We start from the raw sequence: 18,757 nt of genomic DNA on the forward strand, positions 1-18,757 counted from the left end.
AGGATGGATGAAAGGTCATTTGCCCTGCCGTACAGCCAAGGCATCAGCGACGCGGTCCGCGGTTTGGAGCGTGCGGATCGTCAACGGCGCCAGCAGTCGCAGACCGCCGCCGCGGCCCGTGCGGGCGCGGTGCGCGTCGTCGAGCCGACGCCACTGGACATAGAAGTTCTCGGCAAACCGAAGCATCAGGCCCAGCGCGAGGGCGACGCGCTCAGTCGGAACGCCGACATGCCGCAAAGGGCGGAGGACTGCCTCCAGCACCGCCAGCAAGTCTTCGAAGCGCGTGGTCAGCGTCAGCATCAGCGCGAGCGTTGCCGCACTCGCGAGCCGCAAGGCGCTCGCCAGCCCCTGGCCGGTCGTGCCCAGCGCCCAGTGAAAGATGACGATCAGTGCGCAGGCAACGGCAATGCCCCCCAGCATGCGCACGCGGCGCCATGCAGGCGCGCCGAGCGAGGCGAAGACGAGCAGCGTCAATGCGCAACCCGCCAGCAGAAACGAAGGCCGGCCGACCCACACGAGCGCCGTGCCGCAGACCGACAGCACCGCAAGCTTGATCCACGCAGGCACCGCATGCATCCATGTGAGCTGAGCCGAGTAAAGGCTACGCATGGCCGCCCTCGCCTGTCCCGGCGCGCTCGCGCACGTAGCTGGCATACGCCTGGCAGATCTCGCGCCCCGGCCCATCGGCGCGCACGCGTCCCTCCTCCAGCCACAGCACGCGCTCGAACCCGTGCACGTGCTCCAGGAGATGGGTCGACACGATGATCTGCTGGGGAGAGGCTTCCAGCTGCGCGGCCAGCCTCGCCTGGCTCGGCAGATCGAGGCTGGCGAAAGGCTCGTCCAGGAGCAGCGTCGCGGGCTCGCTGATCTGCAGCGCCAGAAGGCATACCTGCTGACGCTGCCCCTGGCTCAGTTCGCCCACGGCCCGTCCCGCCCAGGCGGACAACCCTCGGCTGGCCAGGAAGTCCAGCACCCGCCGCCGGGCCACCTGTCGCGTTTCGCCAAGCGCGGTCAGACTGAAGGCCAACTCCTCGGCCACCGTTGGAAAGATGATCTGATCGTCAGGGTTCTGAAACATGAGCCCGACACACCCAGGCGACGTGCGCTCGGGGACGAAGACGCGGCCTCGCTGTGGCTGGTCCAGCCCGCAGATGAGGCGAAAAAGACTGCTCTTCCCCGCGCCGTTGTCACCGATCAGCCCAATCCTTGACTCCTGAAGATGGAGCGTCAGCCCTTTGAACACCCGCTGATGGCCGCGCACCAGCGTGACATCCTCGATGCGGATGCCGACGCTCGCGCGCCCCTCAGACCGGATCGGCTGCCCCACCGGGCAACCATCGCCAGCCGCCAAGCTCAGCTCCCCGCCACCTTCATGCGGTTGACGAGCAGCGATCCGGTCGTCTTGGCGCCATAGTTGTAGGCATCCGCGCCGACCGCCTCGATGCCCAGCAACATGTCCTTCAGGTTGCCCGCGATGGTGATTTCCTGCACCGGGAATGCGATCTTGCCCTTCTCGACCCAGAAGCCGCTCGCTCCACGCGAGTAGTCGCCCGTCACGTAGTTCACGCCCTGGCCCATGAGCTCGATCACGAACAGCCCCGTGCCGAGTTTGGCAAGCATCGCATCGAGATCGTCGCCCTCTTTCGTGAGGCGCGAAGTCAATGTCAGGTTGTGTGAGCCACCCGCATTGCCGGTGGTCTTCATGCCGAGCTTCCGAGCCGAGTAGGTGCTCAGGAAATAGCCCTCCAGGCGGCCGGCGTCCACCAGCTTGCGCTTGTGCGTGACCACGCCTTCGTCGTCGAACGGCGAGCTTCCCTTGCCGCGGAGGACGTAAGGATCTTCAAGCACGTCGATGTGCGACGGCAACACGGTCTTGCCCAACGAGTCGAGCAGGAACGTGCTTTTGCGGTACAGCGCGCCACCGCTGGTCGCCTGCACGAGGCCACCCAGCAAGCCGGCGGCGAGTGGCGACTCGAACAACACCGGGCATTGGGTCGTCTTGATCTTGCGCGACTTGAGTCGGCTCAATGCGCGCTCGGCGGCATAGCGGCCAACGGCCTGCGGACTCGCGAGTTCGTCGGCCGAACGCATCGAGCTGTACCACGCGTCGCGCTGCATCTCGTCGCCCTTGCCGGCGATCGGTGCCACCGAGATCGAATGGCGCGAACTGGCATAACCGCCGCGAAAGCCCCGCGTATGGGCACTGAAGAAGTGGCTCTGCTGCGCCGAGACGCCCGCCCCTTCGCTGTTGGTGATGCGCTTGTCCGTCGTCATTGCGGCGGCTTCGCATTCGAGCGCAAGCGCCGCCGCCTGCTCGCTGGTGACATCCCAGGGGTGGAACAGGTCAAGATCAGGGTATTCCTTGGCGATGTCGGCTTCATCAGGCAGTCCGCTGACAGGGTCTTCCGCCGTGAAGCGGGCAATGTCGTAGGCCGCCTGCACGGTCTGCGCGACGGCGGCGTCGGAAAAATCAGACGTGCTGGCGTTTCCGCGGCGATGGCCGACGTAGACAGTGACGCCCAGCGATTTGTCGCGGTTGCGCTCCACGTTTTCGAGCTCGCCCTTGCGCACCGAAACGCTCAGGCCGCAGCCCTCGGACGCCTCCGCGCCGGCGTCGGTGGCCCCGAGCTTCTTGGCCTGCGCCAAGGCCGAGTCGACCAGGTTTTCGAAGAATGAACGGCTGTAGGCGAAGCCGGAATCGGCGCGCGAGGATGGTGTGGTCATGTGTTGGCTATGATACTTGCGCCCTCCGTTCTCCATGGAGCGGCCAACGATTGCTTCTATGTCCCGCAAACCCAAAAAAGGCTACTTCGTCCGCGGCCAGTTCGTGGCCGAAGGCAGCGAACTCGACCTCGAGCTCAAGCGCGAGCTCAAAGGCACCGACGCGGCGAGCAAGACCGAACTCAAACGCGAGAGCTCCGAACTCCAGGCGCTGGGCGAAGAACTGCTGTCGCTGCGCGCCGGCCTGTTCGACAAGCTGGACCTGAGCGACAAGCTCAAGGACGCGGTCGAGGATGCCAAGCGCATCACGAATTTCGAAGGCAAGCGTCGCCAGATGCAGTTCATCGGCAAGCTGATGCGCGGGCTGGATCCGACCGCGATCGAGGCGATCCGCGCAGCGCTCGACGAACAGAACCGCGCGCCCGCCCAGGAAACCGCCGCACTGCACGAGGCCGAACGCTGGCGAGATCGCCTCATCGCCGATGACGACGCGCTGGGCGGCTGGATTGAAACCCATCCGGGCACCGATGCGCAGCAGTTGCGCGCGCTCGTGCGTCAGGCACGCAAGGACATCAAGGCAGGTCCGCCTGGCGAAGCGCCCCGCCAAGGCAAGGCGTACCGAGAAATCTTCCAGATCGTTCGCGACCAGTTGCGCGTGCACGGCACCGCCGACCACGCCGCCGAAGCCGCCGAGCAAGCGCGCGAAGAGGACGCATGACCGAGCTCACCGCCCTCGACCAAGTGCGTATCGGGATCGTCTCGGTCAGCGATCGCGCATCGAGCGGCGCCTACGAAGACAAGGGGCTTCCTGCGCTGAAGGATTGGCTCGAGCGTGCGCTGCGCAACCCGATCACGTTCGAGTCACGCTTGATTCCCGACGATCAGGCCGGCATCAGCGCAGCGCTGATCGAACTGGTCGATGCGGGCTGTTCGCTGGTCCTGACGACCGGCGGCACGGGCCCGGCCTTGCGCGACGTCACGCCGGAAGCGACGCTCGCGGTGGCGCACAAGGAAATGCCGGGTTTTGGCGAGCAGATGCGGCAGATCAGCCTTCGCTTCGTGCCCACGGCGATTCTTTCGCGCCAGGTCGCCGTGGTTCGCGACCAGAGCCTGATCATCAACCTGCCCGGCCAGCCGAAGTCGATTGCCGAGACGCTCGAAGGCCTGAAGAACGCCGACGGATCGCAGGCCGTGCCGGGCATCTTCGCAGCCGTGCCCTATTGCATCGACCTGATCGGCGGCCCTTATCTTGAAACGAACGACACGGTCTGCAAGGCGTTCCGCCCCAAGACCGCCATCCGTCCGATCTCTCGTCCGCCCTCTCAGGGCAGCGTGTAGGCGGTCTTCACGGTCGTGAAGAACTCCTGAGCGTAGCGGCCCTGCTCGCGCGGGCCGTAGCTCGAGCCCTTGCGGCCGCCAAACGGCACGTGATAGTCCACGCCCGCCGTCGGCAGGTTTACCATCACCATGCCGGCCTGACTATGGCGCTTGAAGTGCGTCGCGTATTTCAGGCTGGTGGTCGCAATGCCGGCTGAAAGACCAAACTCGGTGTCGTTCGCCGTCGCCAGAGCCTCTTCGTAGTTCTTCACGCGGATCACACTCGCCACCGGCCCGAAGATCTCTTCCTTGTTGATGCGCATCGATGCAATCGATTCGCTGAACAACGCCGGACTCATGTAGAAGCCGTCAGTGTCGAGTTTCAGCCGCTCACCGCCTGCGGCAAGGGTGGCGCCTTCGGATTGACCGATTTCGATGTAGTCCAGATCCTGGCGGAGCTGGCTTTCGCTCGAGACCGGACCGACGTCGGTGCCTTGCGCCAGCGCGTCGCCCACCTTGATCTTCGCCATGCGGGCCTTCATCGCCTCGATGAACTTGGGATAGATGCCTTCGGTGACGATCAGCCGGCTGGACGCCGTGCAGCGCTGGCCCGTCGAATAGAAGGCGCTCTGCACGCTGAGCTCTACCGCCTGGTTCAGATCGGCGTCGTCCAGCACGACTTGCGGATTCTTGCCGCCCATTTCGAGCTGAACCTTCTTATGCTTCGTCGCGCATTGCACGGCGATGCCGCGGCCGACGCCGACCGAGCCGGTAAAGCTGATCGCATGGATGCCCGGATGGTCGACCAAGGCGTTGCCGATGACGCTGCCTCGGCCCATCACGAGGTTGAACACGCCGGCTGGAATACCCGAGCGGCTGATGATTTCAGCCAGCGCCCAGGCGCAGCCGGGCACGAGGTCGGCCGGCTTGAGCACGACGCAATTTCCGAAGGCCAAGGCGGGCGCGATCTTCCACGCGGGGATCGCGATGGGGAAGTTCCAGGGCGTGATGAGCCCGACCACGCCCACAGGCTCGCGCGTGATTTCGATGCCGATGCCGGGACGCACCGACGGAATGATCTCGCCCGACAGGCGCAGGCACTCGCCGGCGAAGAACTTGAAGATCTGGCCGGCACGTGTTGCTTCGCCGATGCCTTCTGCCTTGGTCTTGCCTTCCTCACGGGCGAGCAGCGTGCCAAGCTCTTCCTTGCGCGCGATGATTTCGTTGCCGATCTTGTCAAGCGCCTCGGAGCGCGCCTGCACTCCCCCTGTGGACCAGGCGGGGAAAGCGGCGGTAGCGGCCGCCACCGCAGCATCGACATGGGTCGCGTCGCCCTGTGCGTACTGGCCCAGCACGTCGGCCAGATTGCTCGGGTTGGTGTTGGCGCTGTAGCTGGCGCCTGCCAGCCATTCGCCGTTGATGAGATTGTCGAAATTCTGCATGCGGTGGTACCTCGATGCTTGGGCTTGATGTCGGGATGCTTGGACGCTTACTGTGGGCCGAGCTTGTCGATCAACGCGGCAAGCGCTTGGTATTCGTCAGCCTTCAGGTCCGTCAACGGCAGGCGCACCGGGCCGGCGTCATGACCGGCGATCTTCGCGCCGGCCTTCACGATGCTCACTGCGTAGCCCTGCCCCTTGTTGCGGATATCCAGATAAGGCATGAAGAACTCCTTGAGCAGGCGATGTTGCGTCGCCATGTCGTCCTTTGCAACTGCCTCGTAGAACTGCATCGCCGTCTTCGGGATGAAGTTGAAGACGGCCGACGAATACACCGGGGTGCCCAGCGCCTTGTAGGCAGCCGCGTAGACCTCTGCAGTCGGCAGTCCACCGAGATAAGCAAAGCGGTCACCCATGCGCAAGTGAATCGAGCTCATCAGTTCGATGTCGCCGATGCCGTCCTTGAAGCCGACCAGATTGGGGCAGCGCTCGGCCAGCTTTTCGAGGGTGTCCGGGTACAGCCTGCTCTGGCCGCGGTTGTAGACGATCACGCCGAACTTCACGCTCTTGCAGACGGCTTCGACGTGCGCTGCCAAGCCTTCCTGGCCCGCTTCGGTCAGGTAGTGCGGCAGCAGCAGCACGCCATGGGCACCAGCCTTCTCGGCCGCCTGCGCGCACTGGATGGCAAAGCGCGTCGGGCCACCGGCGCCCGCAATGATCGGCACCTTGCCGCGGCAGGTGTCCACGGCCGTCTTGATGATCTCCGGGAACTCGTCACCCGTCAGCGAGAAGAATTCGCCCGTGCCGCCGGCAGCGAACAAGGCACTGGCACCGTAGGGCGCCAGCCATTCGAGCCGCTTGATGTAGCCCTTCTTGTCGAAGTCGCCGTTCGCGTCGAAGTCGGTCAGCGGAAACGACAGCAGGCCGGAGCCCATGATGGATTTGAGTTCTTGCGGGTTCATGTGAGTGAAGGTGGAGGGGAAAAATAGCCGGATCAGTCGAGCTTGATCTGGGCTGCAGAAACGACCTTGGCCCAGCGTGAGCGCTCTTTGTCGAAGAACTGCTCCTGCTCGGCAGGTGTCATCGTTACAACCTCGGCGCCCTGGCCGGCCAGGCGTGAACGGGTGTCGGCTGACCGGATGATCGCGATCAGTTCCTTGTTGAGGCGCTGCACGATCGCGTCCGGCGTGCCGCGCGGGGCGAGCACGCCTTGCCAGGTGCCTGACTCGAAGCCGGGAACGCCTTGCTCGGCGATGGTCGGCACATCGCCGATCAGCGGCATGCGCGTTGCCTTCGAGACGCCCAGCACCTTCAGCTTGCCGCTTTGCACATGAGGCAGTGTCGCGAGCATGCCGTTCATGAGCACCTGCGTCTGTCCGCCAACCGTGTCCTGCACAGCCTGCACGCCACCCTTGTAGGGAACGTACTGCCAGCGGGCGCCGCTTGCGCGTTCGAGCGCGACACCGGCGAGGTGCGGCGCACTGCCGGTTGCGGTCACGGCGAAATTCAGGTCGGTCTTCTTCGAGAGGGCGACCAGTTCCTTGAAGTTGTTGGCCGGCACCGACGGATGCACGACGAGCAGGTGCGGCGAATAGGCCAGCATGGTCACGCCGCGCAAGTCCTTCGACGGATCGAAGGACAGCTTCGTGTAGACAGAAGGGCTGATCGCCAGCGCGCCGACGTCGCACAACAACAGCGTGTAGCCATCGCCAGGGGCCTTCGCCACCAGGTCGGCGCCGAGATTGCCGTTGGCCCCGGCTCTGTTCTCGACGATGACGGTCTGCTTGAGCGCCTCGGCCAATGGTTGGCTGAGCAGGCGCGCGATGATGTCCGACGAGCCTCCGGGCGGATACGGAACAACGATTCGAATGGGCTTTGCGGGCCAGGCGTCGGCAGCTTGCGCACCTGCGGCCGCCAAGCCGCTGCCGAGGGCACCGAGTATCAGATCACGTCGAGTCAAGGCCACTTGTATGTCTCCAGTTGGGATGAGCGAGCAGAGCCACACCGCGCTCCGCGCCAAATGCGCCTCATCGGGCGCGTCATCGGTTATCGTATAACTTGTCAGCAAGGATGTCCAGCCCTCGGCGAGCCCATGAATTCGCCTCACCGGCGCTGAATACTCCCTTCGTCCCCCGAAGAATCCCCGGGTTTGCCCTCAGACCGCTCGTCGTCAATTCCGTTGACAGGCTCTGGCGCGCTGCAAATAATCGCCGCGTCTTGTAGGACAACCGATAACCAATAACTACAGTCGGAGCATCGATGGAACCAATCCATCTCGCAAGTTCGCACCGCTCCGCCCTCGGGCTGTTGCTTCCTCTCGCCACCCCGTCGCAAGACTGGCCGGCCGCACGTCTCCACTCCCCCTCTCTCCCCTCCCTCTCCCCTCCTTCCCTTTCGCTCCACATCGAAAAGACAGCACCATGAAAAAACCTCGCACAGAGTCGACGGAACCCACCTTGCTGGCGGCGGCGCCACACGGAGTGCAATCACCGGGACGGCGATCGTTCATCGCCTTGGCCAGCGCATCGGCAGGCGCCACGTTGCTGAGCGCGTGCGGCGGCGGCGGTAACGGCGGGGCATTCATCTCGCCGGCATCGCCTCCCGCGACAGGCACCCCTCCGACGACCGTCGCGCCGGTCGAACCACCGGCCGATCCAATCTGGGGCCCAGCGGGCTTGGGCACGAAGATCATCGATTCGCTGAAGAGCATCGATCGCTCGATGTTCCCGAGCCGCGACTTCGTGGTCACGGACTTCGGCGCGCAGGTGTGCAGCACCGTGCCTGCCACCAACCCGTACATCGACCCGGCGAAGTCGCCGCTCAGCGTCGGCGCCGACACGACGAATGCGCCGAACTCCTTCGATTCGCGCCCGGCATTCCTCGCTGCGATTGCCGCGTGCAACAGCGCCGGCGGTGGCCGTGTCGTGGTTCCATCGGGTACGTGGTATTGCGCCGGACCGATCGTGCTGAAGAGCAATGTCAATTTCCACCTGAGCCAGAACTGCACGATCTACTTCAGTCCGAATCCGAATGACTATGCCAAGGACGGCCCGGTCGATTGCGGCACCAACGGTCAGTTGTTCTATGGCCGCTGGCAAGCGAATGATTGCCTGAACTTCGGCGCACCCATCTACGCACGCAACGAGAAAAACATCGCCGTCACCGGTGAAGGCGATACGTCGGTCTTCAACGGTCAGGCCATGACGCCATTCGCGGGAACCGGCAACACCAGCACGTGTTGGTGGACCTTCAAGGGCAACAGCGGCGCCTATGGATTCGTGAGCGCCAGCGCAACGCCATCGCAGGCGAGCAACAACGCGCTCAACGTCGACCTCCGCACCGCCGCGCCGGGCATCTCCGATGCGCTCTATGCGCTGCTGACCAACCCGATCACGCCTTGGCAGCAAGACCAGAACTATCTGCCGGCACTGTCCGAGGCCGGCGTGCCGATCGACAAACGAATCTTCGGCAAGGGCCACTACCTGCGGCCCTGCATGGTCGAATTCCTGGGCTGCACCAACGTGCTGATGGAGGGCTACCAGACCCAGAACACGCCGTTCTGGCAGCACCACCCCACCGACTGCACGAACGTGGTGATCCGCAACGTCACCGTCAACAGCATCGGCCCGAATAACGACGGCTTCGACCCGGACGCCTGCAACAACGTGCTCTGTGAGGACGTGGTGTTCAACACCGGCGACGACTGCATCGCAATCAAGTCCGGCAAGAACCTCGACAACGAGTACGGCTCGGCCAACAACCACGTCATCCAGAACTGCACCATGAACAGCGGCCACGGCGGCATCACGCTGGGCAGCGAAATGGGTGGTGGCGTCGAGAAGATCTATTGCCGCAACCTCGCCATGCTCAACAAGTTCTGGGACACGAACTCGCTGAACATCGCGATCCGGATCAAGACCAACATGAACCGCGGCGGCTTCGTGAAGGACTTCTACGTGGATGGCGTGACGCTGCCCAACGGCGTCAGCCTGACGGGCGCGGGCTATGGCAGCAGCCTGCTGCCGGGCAGCCCCATCAACGGCAACGTCCCCATTGGCGTGAGCACGGCGGCCAGCAGCAATCCTTCGGCCTCGCAAGGCGGGATCATCACTTTCGACTGCGACTACCAGCCGTCGAAGGATGCCATCCGCACGCGTCCGGCATTGCTGAAGAACATCAACATATCCAATGTCGTCGCAAAGAACGTGACGCTCGGCGGCAGCACGGGTTCGTGCTTCCAGGCCATCGTGGCGCAGGGACCGGTCGCCTTCGACTACAACGGCCCCGCACCGGCGCCGGCGGTGCCAGCCATCGAGGGCGTGAACATCGTCAACTGCGATTTCGGTAGCCCCACGGCGACCGGACCCGCAAGCGCCACGGTTGCCGGTCCGATCTACGCCTACAACGTGCACGACATCACGCTCGTCAACACGTCAATCGCAGGCAAGACCTACAACACGACCGTCAGCGACCCGCGCTGAGAACAAAGCGTTCAGTCCCCGCTGGTCGTGCCGGGAAGTGCCGTGTCGCAAGCGACGCGGCATCGAACGCGCTTAAGCCAGCCTTCTTCAAAAAGGTAGCCCCAATGACATTGCAGAAATCAGAGACGATCGGCGTCCAGTCGATCGCGCGTTGGATGTTGCCGCTTGCGGCGGCAGCCATGCTCGCAGCTTGCGGCGGAGGCAGCAGCGGCGGCGCGTTCTCGGCAACGGCGAGCAGCCCGACGGCCGCGGCAACAGCCACGGCCGTGCAACCGGCGGATACGGCGTCGGCAAACTCGGCCAAGGCCAACGTCTTCCAGGTCGGCACCACGACTTTCGACCCCGACCTGCCTGCCGAACCCACCCTTCCGACCGATGCTCAGGTCTGCGCGACCCTCGAAGCGAGCAACACGCTCGTTCGTCGTCCTGACGGTGCCCTGCCCCCCGAAGCTGATCCGTCCCTTCCTGGCGTGGGTGTGGCGGTGAGCGCCGCCACGGCCAATCCGGATCAAGCGCGCATCCAGGCCGCTCTGGACGCTTGCGGCGCCGCTGTCGACAGCGCGGTCGGCGCCGCCATTGCAAGCGCAGACGCGGCGGCGACGGCCAGCCAGAAGGAGGCGGCGTTGCCCAACATCAATATCGCAGGCGCATCCGGCGAAGAGCTGGCGAAGCCACAGTACAAGGCGCCGCAGTTCGCAGTGCGCCTGGTGGCCAACAAGAGCGGCCCGGGCAACGGCTTCATCTCAGGTCCGCTGACATTGCCGTCGGGAGTGACGTTGTGGATCGACAAGGGCGCGACCCTGTACGCCACGCGTGACGTCATGGCCTACATGCCGAAGAACGCGACGACCGGCTTGCCCACCACCTATTGCGCGAATACGGCAGTCAGCGCCACCAAGGCAGGCAGTTCCGGCAATTGCCTGCCGCTGATCGGCGGCGACTACACCGTCAATTCGGCCGTCGTCGGCGAAGGCAGCATCGACAGCCGCGCTTATGCGGAGATCGTCACCACCAATGCGCGCTACCCATTGACCAAGGTGGACCTGAGTTGCTCCAACACCTACGTTGCCTTTGCTGCAGGCACCCAGGCGCCCGACGGCACGCCTTGCGACAACGGCGGCACCTTTGTCGACTCGAAGTCGTCGACCCGCAACATGACCTGGTGGGACCTGGCCTATCTCGGCAACATGGTTCAGAACGGCACCACGGGCTCCGGCTCGCAATCGAACTTCCGGATGATGGTGTTCAACTACGCGAAGAACCTGACGCTGTACAAGGTGAGCCTTAACAACAGCGCCAACTTCCACGTCGTGCCGAGCGGGGTCGACGGCCTGACGATCTGGGGCGTGAAGGTGCAGACGCCGACGCTGGCGGCCTTTGCCAACCCGGCGGGCAACGGCAACCCGCTGTACACGGGCCAGACCTTCAACGCGGACAACGTGAAGAACACCGATGCTTTCGATCCGGGCTCGTCGTCGAGCGCCAAGTCGAGCGCCATGACGACCGGCAGCAAGACCACGTCCGCCAGCAAGATGTCCTTCGACGGCTATCTGAAGAACTTCGTCTTTGCCTACAACTACGTCAGCACCGGCGACGACGACATCGCATTGAAGGGCAGCAACAACCCCAACGCCGTGGGCTTCGGCATCGACGGCAACCGCGGCAAGCGCAGCGATCGCGCCTACGGCATCATGATCGCGCACAACCACATCTACTGGGGCCATGGCATTTCGATCGGCAGCGAAACCAACGCGGGCGTCACCAACGTGCAGGTCTACGACAACTCTTTCGTGAATTCCGAAGAAGGGCTGCGCATCAAGTCGGACTACGCACGCGGCGGCGAGGTGAGCAACATCTCGTACAAGAACATCTGCATCCAGAATGCGCAGAACGCCTTGCTGTTCACGCCCTACTACAGCACCAAGGCTCTTCCGAGCGGTGGCCCCAAGGTGCCGAACTTCCACGACATCCAGTTGAGCAATGTGCGCATCCTCGGCGAAGGCAACGTCAAGCTGCAAGGTTTTGCGGCAAACACGGGCGGCTACTTCACTCCGACGGCTGCCTACCCGACGGGCTACCTGCCCGGCTATCCGCTCGTCATGTCGCTGAAGGATGTGGTCGCCGACAACCCGACTCAAATCTCGGTGATTGCTTCGGACGCCAACCTGACGCTCGACGGCGTCAACCTGCCGATCTTTGCGTCGACGGCCAACCGCATCGTGCTCAACGGCGAAGCCACTGAAAAGGTCAAGCCGGATCAGATCCTCGACTGCAGCCAGGCTTTCGTGGACTTCCCCGCCATCGGCGCATCGAACCCGTTCGGAACGCACTGGGCTCCTTGAAGGCGAAGGTGAACGGCTCATGACAATGGCCGACCGGCGCGCCGGTCGGCCATTTGCATCGTGTTGTCATACAACTTGCGGGAATTGCCCCCGCGCCGGAGCTCAGCGCGGCGCCGGACTCTGCGCCTGCGCGCTTTCGGAACCGCTCTTGGCTGCCTCTTGAGCGATGCGCAGTCGTTCGCGGCTGTTGGTCAGGTGAATGCGCATGGCGGCGCGCGCGGAGTCGGGGTCCTGCCGTGCAATGGCCGCGTAGATCTCTTCATGCTCCCGATTCACGCGGCTCAGGTATTCGCCACCCTGCTCGTGCTTGCGGATCGCACTGATGCGCGTGCGCGGAATGATCGCGGTGCCCAGGTGGGCCATGATGTCCGCGAAGTACGGATTGCCTGTGGCCTGCGCAATCTGCAGATGGAAGCGGAAGTCTGCCGGCACGGTATTGCCCGCCTGCGCCATGTTGGTCTGAAACTCGTCGAGCGCCTCGCGCATGGCGAGCAGTTGCTCGTCGGTGCGCCGCGTCGCTGCCAAGCCTGCGGATTCCGTCTCGAGGCTGATGCGGAATTCGAGCACCGCGAGCACATCGACCGATGTGGCAACGTCGCCAGGCTCGAGACGAAACACCCCGCCCGCCCGCGGCTGCAACACGAAGGTACCGACACCGTGGTGGGTCTCCACCAGCCCGGCAGCCTGCAACTTCGACAGCGCCTCGCGAACCACGGTGCGGCTGACGCCGAAGGCCTGCATGATTTCGGACTCGGTCGGAAGCTTGTCGCCCGGACGCAGCGCGCCGTCGCGAATCTTCACGGTGAGGTCTTCCACGAGCGTATGCGCCAGACCACGTGCTCTCTGTCGTGGCCGACCTACGAAGGCATCGCCGGGCAAGGCGCTGGCCGCGCCGCCGACCGATGTGACAGGCGAAGCCTGAACCAAGGGATTACCCGGAGTCAACGGTTGCATGGCACGATCATAATCCGACAGCGTTGTACGACAACATATAAGTTACATCTCCTCAAACCCATGATCATTGCGCAATTCGACTGCCTGCGCTAATCGCATCGGCGGCGTTCACCTCGCGCAAATTCCCGTTTTTTCAAATCACGCAAAGCCGCTGAGGACGATTTCCATGCAAACGAATACCGGACCTGAATCCAGGCCTTCCAACAAACTCGGTCGCCTGCTGCTGACCGGCGCTGCGGGCGGCCTGGGCAAAGTACTGCGCGAGCGCCTTCGTCCGTACGCCGACGTCCTGCGCCTGTCCGACGTCGCCACGCTCGCGCCGGCGCAAGGAAGCTTCGAGGAGACGGTGCCTTGCAACCTCGCCGACAAGTCCGCGGTCGATGCACTGGTGGCCGGCTGCGATGCCATCGTCCATCTGGGTGGGGTTTCGGTCGAGCGCCCGTTCGAGGAAGTCCTCGAAGCCAACATCAAGGGCGTCTTTCACATCTACGAAGCGGCACGGAAGCACGGCGTGAAGCGCGTCATCTTCGCCAGTTCGAATCACGTCATCGGCTTCTACAAGCAGACCGAGCACCTCGATACACACGCAATGCGCCGGCCCGACGGCTACTACGGCCTCTCGAAATCCTTCGGAGAAGACGTAGCGCAGTTCTACTTCGATCGCTGGGGCATTGAGACCGTGAGCATCCGCATCGGATCGTCCTTCCCGGAGCCGGCCAATCGCCGAATGATGAGCACCTGGCTCAGCTATGCCGACCTCACCGACCTCATCGAGCGGTCGCTATTCACGCCGGACGTCGGGCATCTCGTCGTCTATGGCGTGTCGGCCAACCGCGATGTGTGGTGGGACAACAGCGTTGCAGCGGCAAAGCTGGGCTTTGTGCCGAAGGACAGCTCCGAGGTGTTCCGCGCCAAGGTCGAGGCTCAGCCTCCCGTCGCGCCCACCAATCCGAACGCCATCTACCAGGGCGGCGCATTCACCGCCCAAGGCCCCTTTTGATTTCCCGTTCGCCTTTTTCAAGACCTTAATTTCGACAACAGAGGAAGAGACATGAAGACTCCAAACCGCAAGCTTCTCAGCGTCATGGCCACCGCCGTTCTTTCGCTCGCCGCCATGCATGCGCAGGCACGCGACTTCCGTTCCGCGGAAGTCCACGCGAAGGATTTCCCGACCAACAAGGCGGTCAACTACATGAGCGAGCAGTTGTCGGCCGCAACCGGCGGCAAGGACAAGATCAAGATCTTTGCCGACAGCTCGCTGGGCTCCGAGAAGGACACGGTCGAACAGGTGAAGATCGGCGCGCTCGACATGGTGCGCGTCAGCAGCGCCTCGTTCCACGGTATCGTGCCGGAGTCGGTCATTCCGTCGCTGCCCTTCCTCTTCCGCGACATCGACCATTTCCGCAAGGTGATGTACGGCCCGACCGGCGACAAGATCCTCGCGGCCTTCGACAAGGCCGGGTTCGTCGGCCTGGCCTTCTACGAAAGCGGTGCGCGCTCGGTCTATGCCAAGAAGCCGATCAAGAACGTGGCCGACATGAAGGGCCTGAAGATCCGCGTGCAGCCTTCCGACCTGATGGTGAGCCTGGTGAGTGCCGCCGGCGCGTCGCCGACACCGATGCCGATCGCCGAGGTCTACACCGGCCTCAAGACCGGGCTGGTGGATGCCGCCGAGAACAACTACCCGTCGTACGAAGAAGCCAAGCACTACGAAGCCGCTCCCGTGTATTCGGAAACCATGCACGTCATGACGCCCGAAGTGCTGGTGTTCTCCAAGAAAATCTGGGACACCCTGCCCAAGGAAGAACAAGCGCAGATCCGCAAGGCCGCCAAGGACTCCATCCCCTACTACGTGAAGCTCTGGGAGCCGCGTGAAAAGGACGCGAAGGCAGCCGTCATCAAGGGCGGCGCCAAGATCGTTCCCGCAGCCGACATCGACCGCAAGGCTTTTGTCGAAGTCGAGAAGCCGGTGTGGAACAAGTTCGCGACCACGCCCGAGTTGAAGGCGCTGGTGCAGGAAATCGTCGACACCCAATGACATCGGCGCGATGACCTTGCTAACCCAACTCAACGCGAAGCTGTCGCGCTGGGCGATGTACTTCGCGTGCATCTGCCTGGTGGGCCTGCTGAGCGTGGTCGTCTATGGCGTGGTGCTTCGCTACGCCTTCAACGACGCACCCGCTTATGTAGAACAGGTAGCGCTCTTGCTGGTGGTGTCGGTCGCCATGTTCGGCGCTTCCGCCGGAGTGCGGGACGCCGGACACATCGGCCTCGATTCACTGGTGAAGGCGCTGCCGCCCAAGGGGCAGTTCTGGTGCAAGTTCATCGTGTACCTGCTCACCATCGCGTTTTCGGTGGCCCTGTTCTTCGGCGGCGTCGAGATGGCGGTGTCCACGCGTGACACCACCATTCCGACGCTCGGTCTTTCCGAAGCCATTCGCTATCTGCCGGTTCTCGCCGCAGGCGTGCTGATCACGCTGTTTTCCATCGAGCACCTCGTTTCCCAATTTTCCGGCCACGAGGTCGTTCCATCATGGCATTGACACTGCTGTCCATCAGTTTCCTGGTCTTCCTGGTTCTCGGAATGCCGGTCGCTTTCGCGATCGGGCTGAGTTGTCTCCTGACCTTTGCCTATGAAGGGCTGCCCTTCGAGACTGCGATCCAGATGATGGTCTCGGGCATGAACGTGTTCTCGTTCCTTGCCATTCCCTTTTTCATCTTCTCGGGCGAACTGATGCTGCACGGGGGCATCGCGGACAAGATCGTCGCCTTCGCGCGCAGCCTGGTCGGGCATTGGAAGGGCGGTCTCGGCCTTGCCAACGTGGTGGCCTCCACGATGTTCGGCGGCGTCTCGGGCTCGCCGGTGGCCGACACTTCGGCCATGGGCGGGGTGCTGATCCCGATCATGAAAAAGGAAGGCTATAGCGCCGCTTACGCGGTCAACGTCACCACGCACGCATCGCTCTCGGGCGCGCTGATGCCGACTTCGCACAACATGATCATCTATGCCTTCGCAGCGCAAGCGGCAGTGGGCGAGATCGCCGGTCACGTCATCAAGGGCGTGTCGATCGGCGACCTGATGTTCGCCGGCCTGATCCCGGTCTTCTGGATCATGGTCTGCATGCTGGTCGCAGCCTATTGGCAAGCCGCCAAGTACGGCTACCCAAGGCGCGCGGACGGCACCACGATGGTCGAGCGCTTTCCCGGCTGGGGCACGGTGTTGCGCACCTTCATCGCCGCCATTCCCGGACTGATGGTGATCGCGATCATCTTGTTCTGCGTGATGGAGGGCATCACGACGGCGACCGAAGCGGCGGCTATCGCGGTGACCTACTCGCTGATCCTGACCGTCATCGTCTATCGAACGATGACCAGGCAGAAGCTGCTCAAGTCGCTGGCCAAGGCGTCGAAGACGACAGGCGTGATCCTGCTGCTCATCGGCGTGTCGAACATGCTGCGCTATCAGATGGCGTACCTGGAAATTCCCGACACGATCGAAACCGCCCTGCTGGCCGCGACCACGACGCCGTGGCTGATGCTGCTGTACATCAACATCATCCAGATCTTCCTGGGCGTCTTTCTGGACATGGCGGCGCACATCCTGATCACGACGCCGTTGTTCCTGCCGCTGGCCATCCAGATGGGTGTCGGTCCGGTGCAGTTCGGGATGATGCTGCTGCTCAACTGCGCGCTGGGGCTCGTGCATCCGCCGGTGGGCACCGTGCAGTTCATTGGCTGCGCGATCGGCAAGATCTCCATCGGAGAGGCCACCAAGACTGCGTGGCCCTACTACCTGGCGATCTTCATTGCGATCACGCTGGTCACGTATGTGCCCTCGTTCTCGACCTGGCTGCCGTCGATCATCAACGGCCATCCGGTCTTCTGACCTCGCTTGGATGGTGTCCTGACGATGTTCTGCGTCTACGTTTCCAATGCCGAAAGCGGCGACATCAGCGTGCTGCACCTGGATCCGGGCCAACCGGCGCTGGTTCCGGTGCAGACCGTACCGGTCGGCGGCGAAGTGATGCCGCTCGCATTGAGCCCCGATCGCCGTCGCCTGTATGCGGCGCGGCGCTCGGAGCCGCGAGAGGCACTGAGCTTCGCTATCGATCCCAAGACGGGCGAACTCGCCGCGCTCGGCGCCGCGGCGCTGCCGCACAGCATGGCGTACATCGCGACCGATCGCGAAGGCCGCTACCTGTTCAGCGCCTCTTACGGCGGCAATCAGATCGCGGTCAACCCCATCGACGCGAACGGCGTCGTACGGGCGACGCAGCAGGTGCTGCCGACCGGCCCGAATGCGCACGCGATCCAGGCCGATCCGTCGAACCAGTTTGTGTTCGCCAGCACGCTGGGCGCCGGTGTCGTGGTCCAGCTCCGCTTCAATTCGGAGACTGGAGAGCTGACGCCCAACACACCGCCGACGCTGCAACCGCATGCGTCCGCGAGCCCCCGGCACTTCGTCTTCAGCAAGGATTCGCGCTTCGTCTACCTGCTCAACGAGCTCGATGCGGCCATCGACGTGCTGGCGTTCGATCCAGCTGCCGGCACACTGCGCCCGCTGCAGACCATCAGCACGTTGCCGCCCGTGTTTAGCGGCGAGCCATGGGCTTCCGACCTGCACCTCACGCCGGACGGTCGCTTTCTCTACAGCAGCGAACGGCGTTCGGACACGATTGCCGGCTTCCGTGTCGACGCGGCGAGCGGTGCGCTCGCGCTCATCGGCCATGTGCCCACCGAATCGCAGCCGCGCGGCTTCAACATCACGCCCGATGGACGCTTCCTGATCGCGGCCGGCCAGCGTTCGCATCGGCTGCGCCTGTACGAAATCGACACGCAGACCGGCTCGTTGCAAGCCCTCGCCGAATGCCCCGCCGGCCAGGGTCCCAACTGGATCGAGAGCATCATGCTCGACAGTTGATCGAAGTACCTCCATGTCATCCACGCTCGACCGTTCACCGCTCTACATCACCATGCACGATCGTGACAACGTCGCGATCGTGGCCAACGACGGCGGCCTGCCCGCCGGCACCGTGTTTCCCTCGGGCCTGACGCTGATCGACAAGGTCCCCCAGGCGCACAAGGTCGCCCTGGTGGACATCCCCGAAGGCGGCGAAGTGCGCCGCTACAACGTCACCATCGGCTATGCGCTCAAGGACATCCCCGCAGGCAGCTGGGTGCACGAGCGGCTGCTCAGGATGCCAGCCGCGCGAGAACTCACAGGCCTGCCCATCGCGACGGTCAAGCCGCCCGAGATGCCTCCGCTGGAGGGCTACACCTTCGAGGGCTATCGCAATCCGGACGGCTCCGTCGGCACCCGCAACATCCTGGCGATCACGCAGACCGTGCAGTGCGTGGCGGGCGTGACCGACTTCGCGGTGCAGCGCATCAAGGCTGAGCTGCTGCCGAAATACCCCAACGTCGATGACGTGGTGGCGCTGGAGCACACCTACGGCTGCGGTGTGGCCATCGATGCGCCGGACGCCGTCGTGCCGATCCGCAC

17 protein-coding genes are annotated in these 18,757 nt (G+C 63.8%); 10 read left to right on the top strand and 7 right to left on the bottom strand.

Annotation, left to right across the window (positions count from 1 at the left end):
- Window positions 1-15: 15 nt before the first annotated feature.
- The 3 genes from AC1DSF_RS06000 to pmbA are packed head-to-tail and all read right to left on the bottom strand — an operon-like array spanning window position 16 to window position 2,724.
- Entirely contained in the window at window positions 16-609 is a 594-nt protein-coding gene (locus AC1DSF_RS06000; protein ID WP_478123938.1) for a CbiQ family ECF transporter T component, read from the bottom strand.
- Window positions 602-1,327 (bottom strand): energy-coupling factor ABC transporter ATP-binding protein, encoded by a 726-nt coding sequence (locus AC1DSF_RS06005; protein ID WP_478124001.1) that lies wholly within the window; start codon window positions 1,325-1,327, stop codon window positions 602-604. The genes AC1DSF_RS06000 and AC1DSF_RS06005 overlap by 8 nt, the downstream gene beginning before the upstream one ends.
- Window positions 1,328-1,353: 26 nt before the next feature.
- Window positions 1,354-2,724 (bottom strand): metalloprotease PmbA, encoded by a 1,371-nt coding sequence (gene pmbA / locus AC1DSF_RS06010; protein ID WP_478182451.1) that lies wholly within the window; start codon window positions 2,722-2,724, stop codon window positions 1,354-1,356.
- Between the two features lie 58 nt (window positions 2,725-2,782).
- Between pmbA and yjgA the strand changes: the two genes are divergently transcribed.
- Together yjgA and mog are read left to right on the top strand one after the other, a co-directional pair.
- Entirely contained in the window at window positions 2,783-3,439 is a 657-nt protein-coding gene (gene yjgA / locus AC1DSF_RS06015; RefSeq protein ID WP_478123940.1) for a ribosome biogenesis factor YjgA, read from the top strand.
- Complete coding sequence (mog, locus tag AC1DSF_RS06020; RefSeq protein ID WP_478123941.1) at window positions 3,436-4,059, top strand: molybdopterin adenylyltransferase; 624 nt, start codon at window positions 3,436-3,438, stop codon at window positions 4,057-4,059. The genes yjgA and mog overlap by 4 nt, the downstream gene beginning before the upstream one ends.
- Here mog and AC1DSF_RS06025 read toward each other — a convergent pair.
- The 3 genes from AC1DSF_RS06025 to AC1DSF_RS06035 are packed head-to-tail and all read right to left on the bottom strand — an operon-like array spanning window position 4,044 to window position 7,443.
- On the bottom strand, window positions 4,044-5,480 hold the full coding sequence (locus AC1DSF_RS06025) for an aldehyde dehydrogenase family protein (RefSeq protein ID WP_478182452.1): 1,437 nt from the start codon (window positions 5,478-5,480) through the stop codon (window positions 4,044-4,046). The two genes, mog and AC1DSF_RS06025, sit on opposite strands and share 16 nt — an antisense overlap.
- 47 nt (window positions 5,481-5,527) lie before the next feature.
- The gene (gene kdgD / locus AC1DSF_RS06030; protein ID WP_478123943.1) at window positions 5,528-6,439 is read right to left on the bottom strand and encodes a 5-dehydro-4-deoxyglucarate dehydratase; all 912 of its coding nucleotides are present in this window, start codon (window positions 6,437-6,439) and stop codon (window positions 5,528-5,530) included.
- A gap of 32 nt (window positions 6,440-6,471) precedes the next feature.
- Window positions 6,472-7,443, bottom strand: a complete 972-nt coding sequence (locus AC1DSF_RS06035; protein WP_478123944.1) for a Bug family tripartite tricarboxylate transporter substrate binding protein — start codon at window positions 7,441-7,443, stop codon at window positions 6,472-6,474.
- A 454-nt stretch (window positions 7,444-7,897) separates the two neighbouring features.
- Between AC1DSF_RS06035 and AC1DSF_RS06040 the strand changes: the two genes are divergently transcribed.
- A complete protein-coding gene (locus tag AC1DSF_RS06040) occupies window positions 7,898-9,958 on the top strand; it encodes a glycoside hydrolase family 28 protein (protein ID WP_478182453.1) in 2,061 nt (686 codons plus the stop codon).
- Between the two features lie 104 nt (window positions 9,959-10,062).
- Complete coding sequence (locus AC1DSF_RS06045) at window positions 10,063-12,300, top strand: glycoside hydrolase family 28 protein (RefSeq protein ID WP_478123946.1); 2,238 nt, start codon at window positions 10,063-10,065, stop codon at window positions 12,298-12,300.
- 102 nt (window positions 12,301-12,402) lie between these two features.
- Here the strand turns inward: AC1DSF_RS06045 and AC1DSF_RS06050 are convergent, their stop codons facing one another.
- Window positions 12,403-13,254 carry a FadR/GntR family transcriptional regulator gene (locus AC1DSF_RS06050; RefSeq protein ID WP_478123947.1) on the bottom strand — a complete coding sequence of 284 codons (852 nt, stop codon included), beginning with the start codon at window positions 13,252-13,254 and terminating at the stop codon, window positions 12,403-12,405.
- 166 nt (window positions 13,255-13,420) lie between these two features.
- Here AC1DSF_RS06050 and AC1DSF_RS06055 point away from each other — a divergent pair, with 166 nt between their 5' ends.
- The 6 genes from AC1DSF_RS06055 to AC1DSF_RS06080 form a co-directional block, all read left to right on the top strand.
- On the top strand, window positions 13,421-14,254 hold the full coding sequence (locus AC1DSF_RS06055) for an NAD-dependent epimerase/dehydratase family protein (protein ID WP_478182454.1): 834 nt from the start codon (window positions 13,421-13,423) through the stop codon (window positions 14,252-14,254).
- 51 nt (window positions 14,255-14,305) lie between these two features.
- Window positions 14,306-15,292 carry a TRAP transporter substrate-binding protein gene (locus AC1DSF_RS06060; protein WP_478123949.1) on the top strand — a complete coding sequence of 329 codons (987 nt, stop codon included), beginning with the start codon at window positions 14,306-14,308 and terminating at the stop codon, window positions 15,290-15,292.
- Between the two features lie 10 nt (window positions 15,293-15,302).
- Entirely contained in the window at window positions 15,303-15,797 is a 495-nt protein-coding gene (locus AC1DSF_RS06065) for a TRAP transporter small permease (protein WP_478123950.1), read from the top strand.
- A complete protein-coding gene (locus AC1DSF_RS06070; RefSeq protein ID WP_478123951.1) occupies window positions 15,788-17,140 on the top strand; it encodes a TRAP transporter large permease in 1,353 nt (450 codons plus the stop codon). Before AC1DSF_RS06065 ends, AC1DSF_RS06070 begins: the two co-directional genes overlap by 10 nt.
- Before the next feature lie 24 nt (window positions 17,141-17,164).
- On the top strand, window positions 17,165-18,175 hold the full coding sequence (locus tag AC1DSF_RS06075; RefSeq protein ID WP_478123952.1) for a lactonase family protein: 1,011 nt from the start codon (window positions 17,165-17,167) through the stop codon (window positions 18,173-18,175).
- Between the two features lie 13 nt (window positions 18,176-18,188).
- Window positions 18,189-18,757, top strand: a 569-nt coding sequence (locus AC1DSF_RS06080; RefSeq protein WP_478182455.1) for a UxaA family hydrolase, incomplete at its 3' end; no start/stop codon positions are given.

Source organism: Variovorax sp. 01N429, assembly GCF_056399425.1.